Source organism: Wolbachia endosymbiont (group A) of Icerya purchasi, assembly GCF_947251635.1.
Lineage (GTDB): Bacteria > Pseudomonadota > Alphaproteobacteria > Rickettsiales > Anaplasmataceae > Wolbachia > Wolbachia pipientis.
On the sequence record NZ_OX366357.1, the window covers coordinates 432,912 to 450,238 of the forward strand.

General features: G+C 34.0%; 14 protein-coding genes and 5 pseudogenes. 6 read left to right on the forward strand and 13 right to left on the reverse strand.

Translation table 11 applies throughout. From position 1 onward, the window contains the following. The first annotated feature begins 58 nt into the window (after positions 1 to 58). Entirely contained in the window at positions 59 to 844 is a 786-nt protein-coding gene (locus tag OPR17_RS02250; protein WP_265021945.1) for an enoyl-ACP reductase FabI, read from the forward strand. A gap of 16 nt (positions 845 to 860) precedes the next feature. Here OPR17_RS02250 and secD read toward each other — a convergent pair whose 3' ends face one another. From secD to OPR17_RS02275, 4 genes and pseudogenes are all read right to left on the reverse strand, one after another. Then, positions 861 to 2,366, reverse strand: a complete 1,506-nt coding sequence (gene secD, locus OPR17_RS02255; protein ID WP_265021946.1) for a protein translocase subunit SecD — start codon at positions 2,364 to 2,366, stop codon at positions 861 to 863. Between the two features lie 164 nt (positions 2,367 to 2,530). Further along, positions 2,531 to 3,512 (reverse strand): annotated as a pseudogene (locus OPR17_RS07610) (IS3 family transposase). A 67-nt stretch (positions 3,513 to 3,579) separates the two neighbouring features. Next, positions 3,580 to 3,675 (reverse strand): annotated as a pseudogene (locus OPR17_RS07385) (IS110 family transposase); the annotation flags it as partial. Between the two features lie 294 nt (positions 3,676 to 3,969). Continuing rightward, positions 3,970 to 4,680: a class II aldolase/adducin family protein gene (locus OPR17_RS02275; protein ID WP_265021947.1), complete on the reverse strand. Its 711-nt coding sequence runs from the start codon at positions 4,678 to 4,680 to the stop codon at positions 3,970 to 3,972. Between the two features lie 280 nt (positions 4,681 to 4,960). On the opposite strand from OPR17_RS02275, the gene OPR17_RS02280 reads away from it, so the two are divergent. Next, positions 4,961 to 5,578 (forward strand): AAA family ATPase, encoded by a 618-nt coding sequence (locus tag OPR17_RS02280; RefSeq protein WP_320109870.1) that lies wholly within the window; start codon positions 4,961 to 4,963, stop codon positions 5,576 to 5,578. Between the two features lies 1 nt (position 5,579). Here OPR17_RS02280 and tsaB read toward each other — a convergent pair whose 3' ends face one another. The 3 genes from tsaB to OPR17_RS02295 all read right to left on the reverse strand — a co-directional run bounded on the left by tsaB (position 5,580) and on the right by OPR17_RS02295 (position 8,422). Beyond that, positions 5,580 to 6,164 carry a tRNA (adenosine(37)-N6)-threonylcarbamoyltransferase complex dimerization subunit type 1 TsaB gene (gene tsaB, locus OPR17_RS02285; protein WP_265021948.1) on the reverse strand — a complete coding sequence of 195 codons (585 nt, stop codon included), beginning with the start codon at positions 6,162 to 6,164 and terminating at the stop codon, positions 5,580 to 5,582. After that, a complete protein-coding gene (locus OPR17_RS02290) occupies positions 6,164 to 7,294 on the reverse strand; it encodes a dicarboxylate/amino acid:cation symporter (protein ID WP_265022143.1) in 1,131 nt (376 codons plus the stop codon). Before OPR17_RS02290 ends, tsaB begins: the two co-directional genes overlap by 1 nt. Before the next feature lie 138 nt (positions 7,295 to 7,432). Continuing rightward, complete coding sequence (locus OPR17_RS02295) at positions 7,433 to 8,422, reverse strand: ribonucleotide-diphosphate reductase subunit beta (RefSeq protein WP_265021949.1); 990 nt, start codon at positions 8,420 to 8,422, stop codon at positions 7,433 to 7,435. A 131-nt stretch (positions 8,423 to 8,553) separates the two neighbouring features. Here OPR17_RS02295 and OPR17_RS02300 point away from each other — a divergent pair, with 131 nt between their 5' ends. Further along, on the forward strand, positions 8,554 to 8,892 hold the full coding sequence (locus OPR17_RS02300) for an outer membrane protein assembly factor BamE (RefSeq protein WP_006279908.1): 339 nt from the start codon (positions 8,554 to 8,556) through the stop codon (positions 8,890 to 8,892). An 11-nt stretch (positions 8,893 to 8,903) separates the two neighbouring features. On the opposite strand, the gene OPR17_RS07540 is transcribed toward OPR17_RS02300, so the two are convergent. After that, entirely contained in the window at positions 8,904 to 9,119 is a 216-nt protein-coding gene (locus OPR17_RS07540) for a hypothetical protein (RefSeq protein WP_265021950.1), read from the reverse strand. Positions 9,120 to 9,197: 78 nt separating this feature from the next. Further along, on the reverse strand, positions 9,198 to 9,818 hold the full coding sequence (locus tag OPR17_RS02310; protein WP_265021951.1) for a hypothetical protein: 621 nt from the start codon (positions 9,816 to 9,818) through the stop codon (positions 9,198 to 9,200). Between the two features lie 171 nt (positions 9,819 to 9,989). Here OPR17_RS02310 and OPR17_RS07395 point away from each other — a divergent pair. Together OPR17_RS07395 and recO are read left to right on the forward strand one after the other, a co-directional pair. Next, positions 9,990 to 11,021: pseudogene (locus tag OPR17_RS07395) on the forward strand (PDDEXK nuclease domain-containing protein). A gap of 195 nt (positions 11,022 to 11,216) precedes the next feature. Beyond that, positions 11,217 to 11,939 (forward strand): DNA repair protein RecO, encoded by a 723-nt coding sequence (gene recO, locus OPR17_RS02330; RefSeq protein ID WP_253303463.1) that lies wholly within the window; start codon positions 11,217 to 11,219, stop codon positions 11,937 to 11,939. Positions 11,940 to 12,320: 381 nt separating this feature from the next. Here the strand turns inward: recO and OPR17_RS02335 are convergent, their stop codons facing one another. The 3 genes and pseudogenes from OPR17_RS02335 to OPR17_RS02345 all read right to left on the reverse strand — a co-directional run bounded on the left by OPR17_RS02335 (position 12,321) and on the right by OPR17_RS02345 (position 14,840). Continuing rightward, entirely contained in the window at positions 12,321 to 12,650 is a 330-nt protein-coding gene (locus OPR17_RS02335; RefSeq protein ID WP_320109876.1) for a hypothetical protein, read from the reverse strand. Positions 12,651 to 12,658: 8 nt separating this feature from the next. Further along, positions 12,659 to 13,522, reverse strand: a pseudogene (locus OPR17_RS02340) (IS982 family transposase); the annotation flags it as partial. Next, positions 13,485 to 14,840, reverse strand: coding sequence for a hypothetical protein (locus tag OPR17_RS02345; protein WP_265021954.1), 1,356 nt, complete (start codon positions 14,838 to 14,840; stop codon positions 13,485 to 13,487). The pseudogene OPR17_RS02340 and the gene OPR17_RS02345, both read right to left, overlap by 38 nt. Before the next feature lie 168 nt (positions 14,841 to 15,008). Between OPR17_RS02345 and OPR17_RS02350 the strand changes: the two genes are divergently transcribed. After that, positions 15,009 to 17,084 carry a heme lyase CcmF/NrfE family subunit gene (locus OPR17_RS02350; protein ID WP_265021955.1) on the forward strand — a complete coding sequence of 692 codons (2,076 nt, stop codon included), beginning with the start codon at positions 15,009 to 15,011 and terminating at the stop codon, positions 17,082 to 17,084. A gap of 10 nt (positions 17,085 to 17,094) precedes the next feature. On the opposite strand, the pseudogene OPR17_RS07400 reads toward OPR17_RS02350, so the two are convergent. Further along, positions 17,095 to 17,295 (reverse strand): annotated as a pseudogene (locus OPR17_RS07400) (transposase); the annotation flags it as partial. Positions 17,296 to 17,327 lie beyond the last annotated feature (32 nt).

Genomic DNA, 17,327 nt, shown 5'->3' on the forward strand with positions numbered 1-17,327 from the left:
AAAACATAATTGACTTTGCTTAGTTAATACTCCAAATTATAAAAAAACAGATAGTTCTATGACGACAAGTCTATTACAAGGCAAAAAGGGGTTAATAACTGGAATAATAAATAAGAGATCAATAGCATACGGTATAGCAAAAGCTCTCTCAGAACATGGGGCAGAACTTGCAATCACCTACCAGAATGAAATAATAAAAGAAAAACTATCACCAATAGCAGATGAATTAAATGTGGAGCTAATATTACACTGTGACGTTTCAAATGAAAAAATCATAGATAACACTTTTGAAATAATAGAGAAAAAATGGGGTACTCTTGACTTTTTGGTGCATGCAATAGCATTCTCCGATAAAAATGAGTTAGATGGTAAATATGTCAATACTTCACTGAATAACTTCCTCAATGCAATGCATATATCGTGCTATTCTTTTACTGCTTTAGCGCAAAGGGCTGAAAAAATGATGTCAAATGGTGGTAGTTTACTTACTTTATCTTATTATGGCGCTGAAAAAGTTATGCCAAATTATAACGTTATGGGTTTATCTAAAGCGGCACTTGAAGCAAGTGTAAAATATATAGCATGTGATCTCGGGCCACAAAATATCAGAGTAAATGCAATTTCCGCTGGTCCAATCAGAACTTTAGCATCTTCTGGAATAAGCGATTTTCACTCCATATCAGAATGGAATAGAAATAATTCTCCGCTCAGACGCAATGTTACAATAGAGGATGTTGGCAAGGCAGCGCTATACTTATTAAGCGACTTAAGTAGTGGCACTACTGGAGAAATTTTGCACGTCGATTCAGGATATAACGTTGTGGGAATGAAGGTGGTTAACTGAGATCTAAATCCTTAATTCAAAGCGCTAGTTCCTTCGGGTTCATACACAACTCTATCAGGAGTTTTGTGACTGTGATTGCAGAAAACATCGAACATAAAATTCCTATTGATAGAGTGACAGAAAAGCCTCTAATTGCTCCACTGCCAATAATGAACATTATTCCTGCAGTAATGAGTGTTGTGATATTTGAATCCAGTATTGTTTTTATAGCGTTTTTAAACCCTTCTTCAATAGCACGTTCCACTCTCTTGCCAGATTTGATTTCCTCACGAATTCGCTCAAATATTAAAACATTTGCATCCACCGCCATACCAACAGTAAGTGCAATACCGGCAATTCCAGGTAAAGTTAGAGTTGCTTCAAGCAGAGTGAGAATTGATAATATAAGAACTACATTAGAAAAAAGTGCAACAGAGGCCAATACACCTAATTTGCCGTAAGTGATGATTATAAATAAAGCCACGGCTATAATAGAGATTGTTGCTGCCATTTCCCCTGCCTTTATTGATTCTTCTCCAAGACTTGGGCCAATGTTTTTTTCTTCAATTATTTTAAGTGGTGCTGGCAGTGCTCCAGATTTTAAAAGTATTGCAAGTTCGCTTGCTTGTTTTTCAGTGAAATTACCGCTAATTTCTCCCTCTCCATTTAAAATTGGCTCACGTATTGTAGGTATTGTTAAGACTGTGTTATCCAGAACAATTGCAAAAGGTTTTCCCACATTTTCTTTAGTGATTTTTGTGAATCTTTTACTCGCTATGCTGTCAAATTTAAAATGCACTGTTGGTTTACCCAAGTGACCAAATCTAACTGATGCGTTAACCAGCGAATCACCACCTATTTCAGTTTTGCGGAATATTGGATAAGAATTACCTAAAGAATCCTTGAGCATGACAGTGGTTTCATGGTCTATATCCTGCACCTTGGCTATGTTAGTGTTTGCCAAATGAAAAGCTAGCTTAGCAGTTTTGCCAAGCAGAGATTTTATCTGCTTGGTATCTTCTACTCCAGGCACCTGCACTAATATTTTATTCTGCCCTTGTTTTTGAACGCTGACTTCCTTTGTGCCAAGTTTGTCCAAACGGCGCTGGACATTGTTTATTGATTCTGCAGCTACTTCACTGATCAAAGAATTTTTATAATGGGGTTTATACGAAATGAGAATCGAAGAATCTTTTCTATTTAGCTCTAAATTTGGATTTATCGCATTAATCAACACAGATGCTTTTTTATAATCATCAATATTATTTAAAGTTATAACGCTATTTTGTACGTTAGATTCAATATTTTTTGTTAGCAATGTCTCTTTTATTTCGTTAGCTAGCATGCTTAGCTTTTCCTTAAAATAGAAGTCTAAGTCTATGTTTAAAAGCAAAGATGCCCCTCCTTTTAGGTCAAGGCCTAAGTTTATTCTTTTTTTCGAAATAAAAAGCTTATTATCAAAGAAATTTGGCAGTGTTATGTATAAAGCAAATAAACAGATGCATAATACTGAAAAAGATTTGACTATAAGTCTGTTATACATAAGTTGTAGGTTTAAAATTGTAATAATTGATTGTAAGTTAAAAATAGATTTTTGTAAAATTCTCTATTTGACCTTACCCAGAAAAAGTAGAGAGAAAGTTAAGACGTTTTTATCATAAGAATAAATTGTGCAGGAATGCAATAGTTAATAGTAGAATGTCTACGTTATTTGTTATAAAAGATTTCTATGTATTCAAATATGGCAGTTCTGGTTTGTTGAGCGAGAAGTATCAATAAGCAGCTCCCTTTTAAGTGAACTTTTCTGCAACAGAGTTATCGTAACAACAGCCCTTATGGCTCATGCTGGAAATGATGTTTTTTGTATTCAATAGAAATTGGTAATTTTGAGAGGTATACTGTGACCCTTGATCGCTATGTAACAGCAGATTTTTATCGGGTTTGCGTTTATCAACGGCCATCAATAAAGAATCTTATAACTAATTATCATGTTACTCATTAACCACCATGCGTGAATATAGGTCAATTATTGCCGCCAACAACCTTCTTTAGTTTTTATGTAGGTAATCCCAAACTTTATTTGGCTGATCAGTAGTAAAATTTTGATCCAATGTGTTCGGAGCCACAACTCGGTTGCTTATTTGCTGTTTTTTATTTTTGAACTTTCGTCTAAGCTTGGCTTTAATGCCATTTTCTTGCATAACACTTTGTACTGTTTTAATTTTTGCCTAAAGCTTTTAATTCAGCGTGAATTTTAGGGGCTCCATATCTGCATTTAGAAGCTTGATGTATTTTTTGAATATCTGCTAGAAGCCCTTCTTTTGCTAATTCTTTACTGCTTTTTTCCTTAGCACCCCATACCACCAGCACAAAACCCTACATAGTTCCTGTGTTTTATAGCAATTTCTATATAAAAGAATACTTTACTCTTTTTCTTTGCCCAGGGCTTTTTTTAAAATGTCTCTTTCTCTTGTTAGTTCTTTTTTTAGATCAAATCTTTCTTTGTCATAAGGAGCCTTTGCCTGGAAATGCGTATGCTCCAGACATTTTTTCATCATATTTTCTTACTTAACATACTGCCATCTATACCTAGATCTTTTGCTATTTTTGTACTTGCTTGACCTGTTTCTTTAACCAGCTTAACAGCTTCTAATTTGAATTCTGCTGTATATTCTCTTCTATTTGTCATATTTTGAAAAAACGTTTTATTTTACTCCAAAAACGTCTTAACTTTCTCTCTACTTTTTCTGGGTAAGGTCAAATTTGGTGACACCTTTTTGTTCATTAACTGCAGTAACAAATTCAAGTTTTCCGATATTAATGCCAATAAAATTTTGATAAGATGTAACCATAAAAAACCTCGAGAGTTTAAGTTAAAATTTAAGATTGTAAACGGGTGCATATATATGTCCCAAGCAACTATTCAAACGTCTCAAAGAATAGACCTTGATATCTACGTATGTTATAATACTACCGTCTTACGGTCGCTCAAGCCTGCGATAATCACATTTTTATAGAGTTATCTTCCTTCTTGCTTCTTTTATATCACATTTCCAACTTACAACCTTCATAAAGGAACCAGTGTCAGCTACTTGGATGACGGGAGAAGGCGCTACTTGGATAACAGATAGTAGTGCGAAAGTCTCTTACAACTTACTTTTAATTAGTCTAACCCATGCGTGCCAATCCCTCTCACCAAGATTGCTTTCAAAAGATAGGAGATCCTTTACAGCTTTTGAGCAAATTTCTTCACTTGGAATTGATAACTCCTTATTCATTGCTAACGTTAAACATTGAGTTTTGCACGCTTGTTCTAAATGATACGTGTAAAACATTGCTTCTTGTATAGTCCGACCACACGTTATAGATCCATGATTACGCATTAACATGACAAAATTTTCTTTCAGATCAGCTATTAACCTCTTTCCTTCTGTATCGCTAAGTGCTAGGGAATTATAATTATGGTAAGAGATTTTATTGTAAAAGTGCAGTGCCCATTGACTTATAGGAAGCAGCACATCTTTGAGAGAAGAAACCGCTACAATAGAAGGTGTATGCAAGTGAAAAATTGCTTGAATATCTTTCCTTGCTTGATAAACAAAACCATGAATTATATAGCCAGTTCTATTATATTGATATTCTTTGCCTTCAATTACATCTCCATCAAATGATACTTTCATTAACGAACGTTCATCTACTTCATCAAAACGCATACCAAACGGATAAATATAAAACGACTTTTGATCTTCAGAACGCACTGAAAGGTGAGTATATGTATGATCATCGAACTTAAGGTAGGACAAAATCTGATAGGCATAGACTAGATCCCTTTTTACTCTGCTCTTTGTTAACAACACAATCCTCTGTTAGAATCTTCTGAAGGTTTATACGCGAAAAGAGACTTGTAGTAAACTAATAAGTCTATGCCACTCTGTCTTGCTTTCTGAATACCAAACACTTTTGTGTTGTAGCTTGCTTAAAAATAGTTATCGTTATTATAGAGTTTATATACAGAATTTATGTTTTTAAATTACATAATATCTTAACTACAAAAATAATTTTCTATATAATATTTCATATGTTTTAAAGCTTCATTTTTATGTTATTATAAATGTAAGTTTCAAGATTGAAAATAATATGGTAAATATTAACACAAAAAAACAGCCAGCAGGATTTTTCATATATCTCTCTGGTCTTTCGGGAAGTGGTAAACTTTCCACAGCAATAGAATTATCTAATATGATAAACGCATTAATTGTAAATAGTAAGTTCTATAACAATGTTCAAGCTTGCTCTATATACGATAGTGTCTTTGAACGTGATCAAATACCTAAAGAAGTTCAAGATAGAATATATGGCATTATGCAAATTATGCTTCAGGTAATAGAAAATTATCCGATTCACTCAAAAAATTACATATTTATTGATGAGTTGATGGAAAATAATGACCAGAACATGAGGATGTATGATTCAATAGTAAGGCTTAGTAAAAAAATGAACACAGAAATCCTTCCTGTGGTACTTAGGTGTGATCTACCGACATTACAAAAGCGTATTGCATTAAAAAGGCAAAGAAAAAATAGGAAGGTGATTAATCTAAATAGCATGATAGAGCAATGTAGGATTAACAATTTATTTACACCACCGAGTGCTATAGAGATAGAAAATTCAAATATGAGTATAAAAGAAGTAGCTCAAGAGATAGTAAACCAGATGCACAAGCTTAGCCAAATTGCGTGTATGCAAAAAAAATAGTCTATAGCAATTTCATATACTGAGGCTCATTTAAATATAGAGCTTCAACTTCATTTAATTTTTGCTTGTTCTTCAGTCTATAATGAACTAATAGCCCTGCATGGCTAGCATTTAAATTGCAATCCATATGTGTACTGCTTGTAGCGTGACCAGGGTCACATGCTGCAGTTGGACCAGACAGCGGCAATAAATTGAAATCAAATAACTGCGTATAAAACCCTTGAGCATTTTTGATTATAGCTCTGATATTTTTTTTGCTATTTGTACAAAGCAAAGATATCGCATAGGCTTGAACTTCCAGTGCATTAACTCCGTATAACGGCTTATTTGTAGCAAGATTTATACCTTGTGCAGCTGATATACCAACTCTAATTCCAGTAAAACTTCCTGGTCCAACTACTACCGCTAAATGGTCTATTTTATCGTAGTTATAATTGTGCTTATTAAATAAAGTATTTAAAGTTTTAAAAAATGATTCTGCATGACTATTGCTGGTGGAATTGCGCTCTACAAAACAATTACCATCATAATCAACTATTGCTATTGAACTACCAATACCTACAGTATCAATCGCTAAAATAGACATTACTTAAGCTTATCATAGGGTTTTGCAAACATCATAGTAAAGGCACCATTACCCATAACATTTGCTGAAGTGATTATTGGATCAAACACTATATACAATGCTGTAATTAACGAAAGCATTTCTGGAGAGAATTTGAGATATTTCTCAAGAATAGGTAGCATTACCATAATTCCTCCTGCAGGCACTGCCACGATAGCAAACTTAAATAACAAAAAATAGAGAAGAAAAGTTACATAATCTATTGTGAACAATGAATAACCGGAGGCAATTATCATTGATAATATTATGATAAAAAAGCAATCACCTACTAAATGAAAGCTAGCAGTTATTGGTACAACAGACGATGCTATGTCAGGTTGCTTTACATTTTTTTTACTTCCTTCAAGAGTAAGTGGCATAGTTGCATTACTAGACATTGTGCTCATTGCAGTAATAAATGCCGGTATCATATTGCCTATACTAGCTATCCAGCTTGTGATCTTGAATGAATTTGCTACTCCATATAAGAGGAAAACATAAAGGTAGGTTGCAGATGCTATAATAATGAAAATTATTGAGTAATCCTTAAATATTATAGATAAAACTTGATCATGCTGCATTTTTAAAGCAAGCCCAAGTACAAATATTGGAATAATCGGCGTCAAAAACGTCTTCAAAATAAAGAGAGTTAAATCTAACATTTTGTTCGAAAGCTCTTTGCTTTTCTTGGGTAGCAGTGTGGACACTACTATGCTGGACACAAATCCACAGGCAAGGGCATAAAAATTAGAAAGCAATGCAGGCAGCCTAAACGACCATAAGGGAACAATTGTTTCTTCATACGTTATATCTTGTATTGAATGAGTGTTTTGTATGATAAAATGCCCAACAGAATAAGCTATTAAACTTGAAGCCAGATTTGACAAGAAGATCATTATAATAAGTAACAATATGAACTTTATAGCTGACTGCTTAAGATTGTTAACACTGCTAAAGATTAACGCAAAAATAATAAAAGGCATTATAAATAGCAAAACCTCTTTTATACTCAGGCTCGTTGAGTACAAGAAGGTTTTTGCTTCCATTGGAACTAAATGACCAAAGAATGCAACTGAAGTGATGACCGTGAGTAAGATTAATAGTTGTAGCACGTTCTTATATACCAATGTCCTATGGACATATATATGGTAAGTTAGTTGTTAAGTAAAGCAAAACTGTCTAAACTGCACAGCAAATGGTGTAATGAAAGTAGCTGACACTGGAATGACAAAGAAGAGTGAAATTAGCACTCACTTATTATTCGTGTCGTTTTCAGTAAAAGCCTCCTCCCATGTGCCTTGAGTTGCTGCACGGCTATACTCTGTTACTCTATTTTCAAAGAAATTCGTATGTTCCACGCCATTTAGTATTTCATCAAGCCACGGAATAGGATTATCATTAACATCATATATGGACTCAAGACCTAATTGCATTAACCGTCTGTTTGCTACGTAGCGTATGTAATTGCGCACTTCTTCTGCGGATAGTCCTTCAACGTCTCCGAAATCAAAAGCAAGCTTTATGAATTCATCCTCAAGTTCAACGATGGTGCAACATGCAGAATATAATTCCTCTTTAAACTCGTCGTCCCAAATTTCATTATTCTCTTTAATAAATGTATTAAACAACATGATAATTGAATTGGTGTGCAAAGTTTCATCACGTGCTGACCAGGCAATTATTTGTCCCATGCCTTTCATTTTTCCAAAGCGTTGAAAATTGAGCAAAATTGCAAATGATGCGAATAACTGCAACCCCTCGGTAAATGCACCAAACACCGCTAGAGTTTTAGCTACATGTTTTTTATCGTGTTTTTTGCTTTCCTCGAATTCTAACATGTATTCATACTTCTTTCTCATAGCATCATACTTTAAGAATGCTTGATACTCGCTTTCTGGCATGCCAATTGTGTCTAAAAGATAAGAATAAGCTGCAATGTGTATAGTTTCCATATTGGAAAAGCTTGCAAGCATCATGCATATTTCCGTTGGCTTAAATATATTTGAATAATGCCTCATGTAGCAGTTATTTACTTCAATGTCTGCCTGAGTAAAAAATCTAAAGATCTGGGTTAGTAGATTTTTTTCTACACTTGAAAGTTTAGTTTTCCAATCCTTTACGTCATCAGCAAGCGGAACTTCCTCAGGTATCCAATGGATTCTTTGTTGCTGCAGCCACGCATCATACGCCCAAGGGTAATTAAAAGGTTTGTATATTGGATCTGCTTTTAACAATGACATAAGACACCTATTATTTTCTAAAGTAAATATTATATTAAGTGATATTGAGAATCAGTCAATTTAACTTTTTTGAAATTTGACGGCAGATAATTTATTAGTGTATTATAGCTTCAAGTAATTTATCAACAGAAATGCGAGTATTAATATCTTTTATTTTATTATTTACAGTGAGCTGCACTCACACTATTCACAATCACGGAGCTCCTGGCATTAGTGTTGAATTGTGGAGCAAGATAAAAGTAGGTGACGATAAAGAAAAAGTGGTTCACACTTTAGGATCACCAACATTAGTATCAAAGTTCGATGACAATGTTTGGTACTATGTCTCATATAAAATTAAACAAGCCAATTTTTTAGGAAAAAGGAAGTATAGTAGTAAGTCTCTGCAAATTTCATTCGACCAGGACGGTAAAGTTGAAGATACAAAAGAAACTGACATCTTAGAGAGATCTTTGGCTGTTTCTGATTGAAAGTTTGCTAACTATAGAGTTTTTCTCACTCTTCTTTGCATCCAAGAACCGTATAATGTCATCCCAGTGCCCAGACACTGGAATCCAGGAAACTTAATTGCAAGTAATGCATTGGGTTTGGTGAGTATGGGTTTTGCGTTATAAAATGAAGCACTTTTGGTGAATTTGTAAAGAAAACTGGATCCCAGTGTCAAGCACTGGGATGACACCATTTGTTGTAAACTCACTTTTACTCTATGGTTATACTACCTTGCTGCTATCCTGAACGGATACAGTGGGCTTATTAAATTATAGAATTACTTTAGCTATAGAATAAAGTCTAGTGTTACTTCACGCCAAATGTGGTGGTGCTGAGTAGGCAAGCCGGTTAATGGGCTACATTTATATACTGCACGCATTGCGTTATCTGCTATCGACCTGAAAAGTGGATTATTTCGATAGGAATCATTGTCTGCTACATCCGCCATAATTATCTCGCCTTGACTGGATAACAATAAGTTAATTTTTATATTAAAATTTTCTTTGTAAGCTATGCTTTCAGGAATGCTCCAGCATTTTGTGAGCTTGTCTCTTATAGAGTTAATAATTTCTGTTACAACTAATTCATCCTTTTTGCTCTCAACGCTTTTTTCGTTTCCTATTTCATTTTTTGCCCCTCTAACATCCCTTCTTAGTTTTTTCTCTACACTTTTTTTTCTTTTTGGAATTGGAATGAATTCTTTACCCTCGTTAATAATGACTTCTTCTTGCATTTCGATAATTTGCCTCGGTTGTGCTACAACAGTGTGCTCAACCAATTCTTTTTTCCTTTGTGGTATAGGAACAACTGACGTATCATTCGTTTGGGCTTTTGTTGAAGGTAACGAAAAAAGCAGAAAACAACATAAAGACAAAAAAAGAATATAATTAGAATAGAAAAAACGCATATGTTAAGCAGCTTGTTTTACTGGTTTAAAGCTAATATTGCACATAAAGTCAATATATTTTAGTTGATGGACAACTTTGAAGTCAATAAGGAATCCCTTCAAAGTTGCAGGCAAGCGAAAGATTGTCTTCTCGACAGACAAAGAATTGTATAATGGATTAAAAGGGACCGTATGACAAAAATTATAGGAAAAGAATATACAGAACTTTTAGAGCAGTTGAAAGATCGTATTGCAACAAATCGTTATAAGGCAGCACTTGCAGTAAATAGTAAGCTTATTTTGCTTTACCACCATATTGGTACAGAGATCCTAAAACGCCAAAAAGAACATACCTGGGAGCTAAGGTAATTGATCAATTAAGTAAGGATTTGAGAAGTACATTTCCAGAAATGAAAGGCTTTAGCACGAGAAATCTGAAGTATATGCGTAAGTTTGCCGAAGAATATCCTGATGTTGAATTTGTGCAGGAGCCTCTTGCACAATTAACTTGGTATCACAATATCACTCTTTTGGAAAAAATAGAAAGTCATGAAATAAGATTATTTTATGTAAAAAAAGCTATTGAACATGGCTGGTCACGTAACATTATGGTGATGCAGATAGAACTTGGACTACATAAACGTCAAGGAAAAGCAATAACTAATTTTAAAGAAAAATTACCATCTCCACAATCCGATCTAGCACATTACACATTAAAAGATCCGTATATTTTTGATTTTTTAAGTATAGGTAAGGATGCTCATGAAAGAGAAGTAGAAAAAGGACTCGTAAGGCATATGGAAAAATTTCTGTTAGAACTCGGTGAAGGATTTGCATTTGTTGGTAGACAATTTCATTTAGATGTTGGTAATAAAGACTTTTATATTGATTTATTATTCTATCATTTAAAGTTACGTTGCCTCGTAGTGATTGAACTAAAAGATAAGGATTTTAAGCCGGAATATGCTGGTAAAATGAATTTTTATCTTTCTGCAAGTTGATGATTTACTGAAGCACTCGACAGATCAACCTTCTATAGGGTTAATCTTATGTAAATCTAAAGACGATGTACTTGCTAAATATACACTCAAAGACATAAATAAACCAATAGGATTAGCGGAATATCGAATAACTGAAAATCTACCAGAGAACATAAAAACAGCTTTACCGACGATAGAAGAATTAGAAGCTGAATTATCCAAAATTTCAGATAAGGAAAAGTAATGGTTACTAAAATCATTCAAACAATTATTTAGCAAACCAAAAGCTCAGCATGGAGGCTCAGGAAGAAGAGTGGCAGCCAATAACTTACTCTCTCATAGCCTTGAAACTTTGGAATAGTAACGGAGTAAGTGATTTTTATGGATTACAAGCTCTAGGTGTACTATCCTATAATATCATACGGTCAATACACTCTAAATGAGATGGAAAGATGAAGGCATCATTATAGCTGCTAAAAAATACGGCGATAAAAACTTAATTCTTTCTCTGTTTACAAAAAGTCATGGAAAGCGCAGGGGATTAACTAAGCTAACAAACAATAGCAATTATAAGTTTCAGATAAGTAATCTATTACATGCAGAATGGAGTGCTAAGTTACCTGAAAATCTAGGTTTTTTTAAGTGCGAATTAATCGAATCTCCATTCCATCATTTCTTTCAAGATAGGTTAAAAAGCATTACTATTGTTTCTTTCTCCTCTATTTTAGAAAAAGTGCTTCCAGAAAGTGAACCCTGTGCCATGCTGTATGACAATTTTCGATATTTCATCGATGTAATTAAACACAACAATCAGTCTTGGCAAAGCCATTATCTTAACTTAGAGCTTCTGCTTCTTACGCAATTGGGATTCAAGTTAGACTTATCCAAATGCGCTGTAACAGGTGTTAAGGAAAATCTGCAATTTATTTCTCCAAAAACTGGTAGAGCAGTGTCAAAAAAAGTAGGAGATTATTATGCAGATAAACTCCTACCTTTTCCACAAATGTTGCATGATGTATACAATAATACCCTACAAAACAGCTACTCATTCCAAGAATTTCAGTTAGGACTGAAAGTCACAGGATATTTTTTAAATAAGTATCTATTTTTGCAGTTAAACGTGAAATTTCCAGAGCTGAGAAACCTCATGTTGTCGCTTTAATCTTAGCAGTCCTACGTCATACCGCGATTCATTCGCGGTATCTCTTAGCATAGATCCAGCTAACAAGCAGCGAGACGACGGTTGTCAGGCCAGCGCCCCATAAGTGTTGAAAGTATCAAAAATAACGTGATATGAGATGATCAACGGCATGTAAATTACCTCCCGACAGTAAAACAATCGAACGTATAAAAGAGTCATTTAGATCCAATGTGAATTGCAGTAATGCTATTTTGAACCCATGTAGATTATTTTTGATTTTATAAACAAGAAATAACAAAGCCGTAATAATAATCATGTAAATATACACCTTCATGCCATTCATAGTATGGCTTAAAAAGTGCTTATATCCAAGATTTTGCTTTATAAATTTAAAGAACACTTCTATATCCATCTGCGCCTATATAGCTCTGTTACTTCATAAGCTGGCATTTCAAACAAGTTTGTCAAAAACCATATTTCATCTCCAATTTTATTTCTGATTTTTATTAGCCGTAGATCATGCTTTTCTGCCACTTTACCTCGTGCACGATAAAGATTAACTATTATATCTTCTAAAATCTCTGATCCATCCGATTTTTGTTCTCTTATAACTTTGTTCCTGCTTATAACATCATGTTTTCTTCCTACTTTAACTCTTGTGATAAATTTGTACTCCTTTTCATCAAATTCGGCAAAAGTTCCAACTTTTCTGATTCCTCTATCAACGCAAATTCTGGATTAAGGAAGGAAGTATAGGAAATAGAAGGCTTTTTGGATTTGATGGAATAGGAGATGAGAGTAGAAAAGATATGAACCAAGAAATCAACAGGGGATCTATGGCGAGTGTGTTCAATTTCTAGTCTATTTTTTAGGTAACCAAAAACAGTCTCAATGATAGACCTTTTTCTCAGTAAAATCTTCTCATTTAGCGAAATTAATGTATTTTTCATACCTTTTTTCACCTTGGTAACAAGTTTCAAACCTCGGTCAAACAGCTTCTGAAAAAGCTCTTTTGCAATATAACCTTTGTCACCAAACAAAAGGCCGGTTAATTTTTCCGTCAAATTTGGCACAGGTATCCTATCATCAACATTGCCTTTTGTTAGCGTAAGTGCATGAATTTCACCATTTTCATTGATTACCATATGTAATTTGAAACCAAAAAACCAGCCGTAAGTACTCTTGCTTAATTTTGCAATTCCAGCAAAAACTTTGTTTTTGGATATTCTTTTTGCATGACAAACTGCAATGGGAGTTGTGTCTATATATGAAATTCCAGTGTTTTCTGACTGTCCACAAAGCCAATGCAACAACATTGCTAAATGCCACAAAACCCTAGGCTTTAGAGCAACAAACCTGGTATATGAAGGCAACTTTGGAAACTCTGATTTGTAGAGCAACGTTAGGTAATGTAGATAGAAAGTTTTGAAATTTTTACACGGAGATTGTTGATATAGCAGGATTATTGTCATGATTTCAGAGTGCTCAATTTCCGTTGTTCTTGTGGGTTTTTTACCATTTGGCAGTAGTTTGCCTGCAAAATTTTTCTCTATATCTCTGCAAAAATCATCGACCAAACAAAACAGTTTTGTTATATCTTCCATGGGTAACCTCATCTATTTTTTTATAACTGCTGAGTTTACCCTGTTTTCTGCCTTTTCTATTCTCCTTTAATCCAGAATTCGCGTTAGTTAGCTCAGTTTTAACGTTAATGTGTGAAACTCTGAGTTCTGTTGAAGGATTTTCCAGCTGAATATCTAGCTCATTCTGTATGTTCGATAAACAAATTAAAGCTGAATCAAAAATTTCATCACACTGCTTTGCTTCATGTATATCATCAATTATTTCCTCGAATTCTTCCACATCATCCATTTCTTGCGGCGCACTTTTTAATATCACTTTTATTTGGTTTAAGTTTTGACGAATTTTCTCCTGATATCCAACAATTCTCTCTTGATATATATCAATCATTTTTTGACATGCGTTGCCTCTAAATGGATGTTCTTTTTTCTCTTTTATGTAAGAACTTTGAAAGTCTTTGCAGTTAAGGATTGCTTCTCTATGTTTTTTTATGTCATTAATTGCGCTGATTATCGACTTATCTATTTTCTTTAAATTTTCTTCCCGTTCTTCTCTTCTAATTATACTTTTGGATTCATTTTTTATCTGGTTCATTTTGTCATACAGGTTTCTGCATCCTTTGTAAGATGCCATTGGTTGTAATATTCCTTTTTCTACACCTTTATTGTAAAAATTCTTCAACTCATCACTTGATAGTATTGTTATAGCATCTTCCCTTTTACCTTGTGATTTAGGATGCTTTTTATTCAATAAACTAACATGATTTAACAAGAAATCTTTAACTAGCCCTTCTTTTTTTACTTCGGATAATCTTTCTAGTGTTTCTATATATTTCAGAGTTTCCGCAAAGAGCTGTCCACCAGAGGGAGCAAATCCTTGAAGTGATTTACTCTGTGCTTTACAAAAATCGGTTTGTAAAAAATCTTCAGCTTGTTTTTTTATTACTGAAAGTTCATTAAAGGCTTTTTCTGGATTGATTTTTCTCAAAATACTAATAGCTTTTCTAATCGCTTTTTCTCTCTTTTTATTATCTTGCTTTTCATTTAATATGAGATGTTCAGTTTTGGTAAAAGCATTACCTTGATCACTCTTTGCAATGTTACAAACGATGTTTTTTACAACTTCTTCAGTTGCTGCATAATCTATTTCTTTTGCAAAGCAGTCAACAAATGATTGCCAAACTTTTTTATTAACAAGTTTACTTGTCTTATTTTCAAAATCTTCTATATCTTTGAATCCTAAAATAGTATAGAGATTTTTTTCGATTATTGGTTCGGCATGTTGTTTTGCCACTTTACCTTTTATATTGAATGGAAATTTACTAATCTTAGTTGTACCCACAATGTTACCTCAATATTAACGCTATCTATAAAAGTATAAAGATTTAATATTTAATTTTTAATTAATACTAGCACAGCTAACTACGGGAGCATTATGCTAGCATCAATTAACACTTTAACTTCTAACTTGTCATCAGTAATATTGTTTATATAAAAATTATAATTTTTTATGCCTGAATTTGGGAATATATTGCTATTGGTAGCCTGCTTATTGTCTTTGACATATTTGTTTTTACCGCTTAGTTCTTGTCGGTTTATTACCACTGCCATATTTTTTTGTGTATCAGCGTCAATGGCTATTTTGATCTACTGCCACATTACAAATGATTTCTCACTCGAAAACGTATATTACCACTCACACACAACAAAACCTTTGATCTATAAGATTTGTGGTGTTTGGGGAAATAAAGAAGGGTCCATGTTGCTTTGGGCATTAGTGCTTGTCATGTATTTATTACTAATGGATATTTATATACCTTCTGTCATCCCAGTGCCCAGACACTGGGATCCAGATAATTTAATTGCAAATGAGTACATCAAATGGCAGTGTAATAAAAACTGGATTCCAGTGTCAAGCACTGGAATGACACCAGAACGAACTAATGGTAGTAAATTAAAAAAAATATCTCTTATCACTCATGGGCTGATTTGCTTTTGTTTTTTGCTGTTCACTTTAATTGAATCCAGCCCCTTCACTAAAATGCCAGGCATTGAAACAGATGGATTGGGTTTTAATCCGATATTGCAGGATATAGGCCTTGCTATTCATCCACCGATATTATATTTGGGGTACCTTGGATTTAGCGTTCCTTTTTCGCTCTCTATAGCTGGATTAATTTTAAATACTGAAGGAAATGTTTGGGCTAAAATTGTCAGGCCTTGGGTACTTATTTCTTGGTCGCTGCTCACTTTGGGCATCAGCTTGGGTAGCTGGTGGGCATATCGCGAACTTGGGTGGGGTGGATTTTGGTTTTGGGATCCAGTGGAAAACGTTTCTTTGATGCCGTGGCTAATTGCAGTAGCGCTGACACATTTGTTGCTCGTTGTACGAAATTTCAATACTTTAAGGAATTTTGCTATTTTACTTACGCTCACAACTTTTATATTGAGTGTGACTGGAACATTTCTAGTCCGCTCAGGAATACTTACCTCAGTGCACACGTTTGCAGATGACCCAAGGTATGGACTGTATATATTAGCTCTACTTGGTGTAATTACAGTCAGTAGCTTAGTAATATTTGTAGTATTTACGAGAAAAAATCACACGTCTGCGATGTCATTCCAATGCTTGACACTGGAATCTGAAAAGAAACCTGCTACTCAAGTGACAGAGGGTAGAAGATTCTTTTCACGCCTTACGATGATGCTGATGAACAATTTATTATTCATCACTGCCTTTTTCATTGTGTTCGTTGGCACTTTATACCCTACAGTGCTCGAATATTTAACCGGTGAATTAATTTCAGTTGGAGTACCATATTACAATTCTTTATTTAATCCTATTGCACTGGCTATTCTAGCCCTCACGATAATTGGGCAATACTGCAGTTGGCAGGGAAATAGTCTATTGCCAATATTCCGTGAATATAGATTTTCATTTTGTAGTGCTGCAGCTATTTTGCCGTTTATTTTTCACATGGAGCTAATAATTGTGCTATCAATTACTATCTCCATAGCATTATTAATCTTTGTTTTAGAAGCATACAGTAAAAGAATTCGTTTATTTAAGGTAGCATTTGGTGAATCAATTTTATTAGCAAGAAGAGTTTCTAAGTCCTACTATGCAATGATGCTTGCTCATGCTGGAGTGGCAATTCTAGTGTTTGGTATAACTTATTCAGTTGGTTGGCAGGAGAAAAAAGAAAATTACTTAAAAATAGGGGATAGCATAACAGTCAATAAATTTAAAGTTACTTTACGAAATATTGAGCTAATAAAAGAAAAAAATTTCCATGCAGTGAGGGGTACAATGGATATCAGGAATTTGCTGAATAATAAGATATTAGGTGAAGTAACTCCTGAATATAGATTTTACCTTGCGGAAGGTCAGAAAAATGTTGAAAGCAGTATCTACCACAATTTATTTTCTGATATTTATGTTGTAATTGGAGAAATTGATAGGAGTAAGAGCAAAATTGCAGCTAAAGTGCACTATAAACCTGGAATGTCTATAATCTGGTTTGGACCCTTTCTTATCGCTTTTGGTTCGCTCCTTGCCGCTTTTTCTTTATTGAGAAGATTTTAATAGTACTCCTTTAAAACGCGAATTCTGGATTAAGGAAGGAAGTATAGGAAATAGAAGGCTTTTTGGATTTGATGGAATAGGAGATGAGAGTAGAAAAGATATGAACCAAGAAATCAACAGGGGATCTATGGCGAGTGTGTTCAATTTCTAGTCTATTTTTTAGGTAACCAAAAACAGTCTCAATGATAGACCTTTTTCTCACGCGAATTCTGGATTAAAGGAGAATAGAAAAGGCAGAAAACA

What these genes read in the sequence shown, in the direction of transcription:
- tsaB (WP_265021948.1), bottom strand. Translation starts at nt 6,164, where the DNA reads ATGTCTATTTTAGCGATTGATACTGTAGGTATTGGTAGTTCAATAGCA.
- secD (WP_265021946.1), bottom strand. Translation starts at nt 2,366, where the DNA reads ATGTATAACAGACTTATAGTCAAATCTTTTTCAGTATTATGCATCTGT.
- OPR17_RS02295 (WP_265021949.1), bottom strand. Translation starts at nt 8,422, where the DNA reads ATGTCATTGTTAAAAGCAGATCCAATATACAAACCTTTTAATTACCCT.
- OPR17_RS02350 (WP_265021955.1), top strand. Translation starts at nt 15,009, where the DNA reads ATGCCTGAATTTGGGAATATATTGCTATTGGTAGCCTGCTTATTGTCT.
- OPR17_RS02250 (WP_265021945.1), top strand. Translation starts at nt 59, where the DNA reads ATGACGACAAGTCTATTACAAGGCAAAAAGGGGTTAATAACTGGAATA.
- OPR17_RS02300 (WP_006279908.1), top strand. Translation starts at nt 8,554, where the DNA reads ATGCGAGTATTAATATCTTTTATTTTATTATTTACAGTGAGCTGCACT.
- OPR17_RS02310 (WP_265021951.1), bottom strand. Translation starts at nt 9,818, where the DNA reads ATGCGTTTTTTCTATTCTAATTATATTCTTTTTTTGTCTTTATGTTGT.
- recO (WP_253303463.1), top strand. Translation starts at nt 11,217, where the DNA reads ATGAGATGGAAAGATGAAGGCATCATTATAGCTGCTAAAAAATACGGC.
- OPR17_RS02280 (WP_320109870.1), top strand. Translation starts at nt 4,961, where the DNA reads ATGGTAAATATTAACACAAAAAAACAGCCAGCAGGATTTTTCATATAT.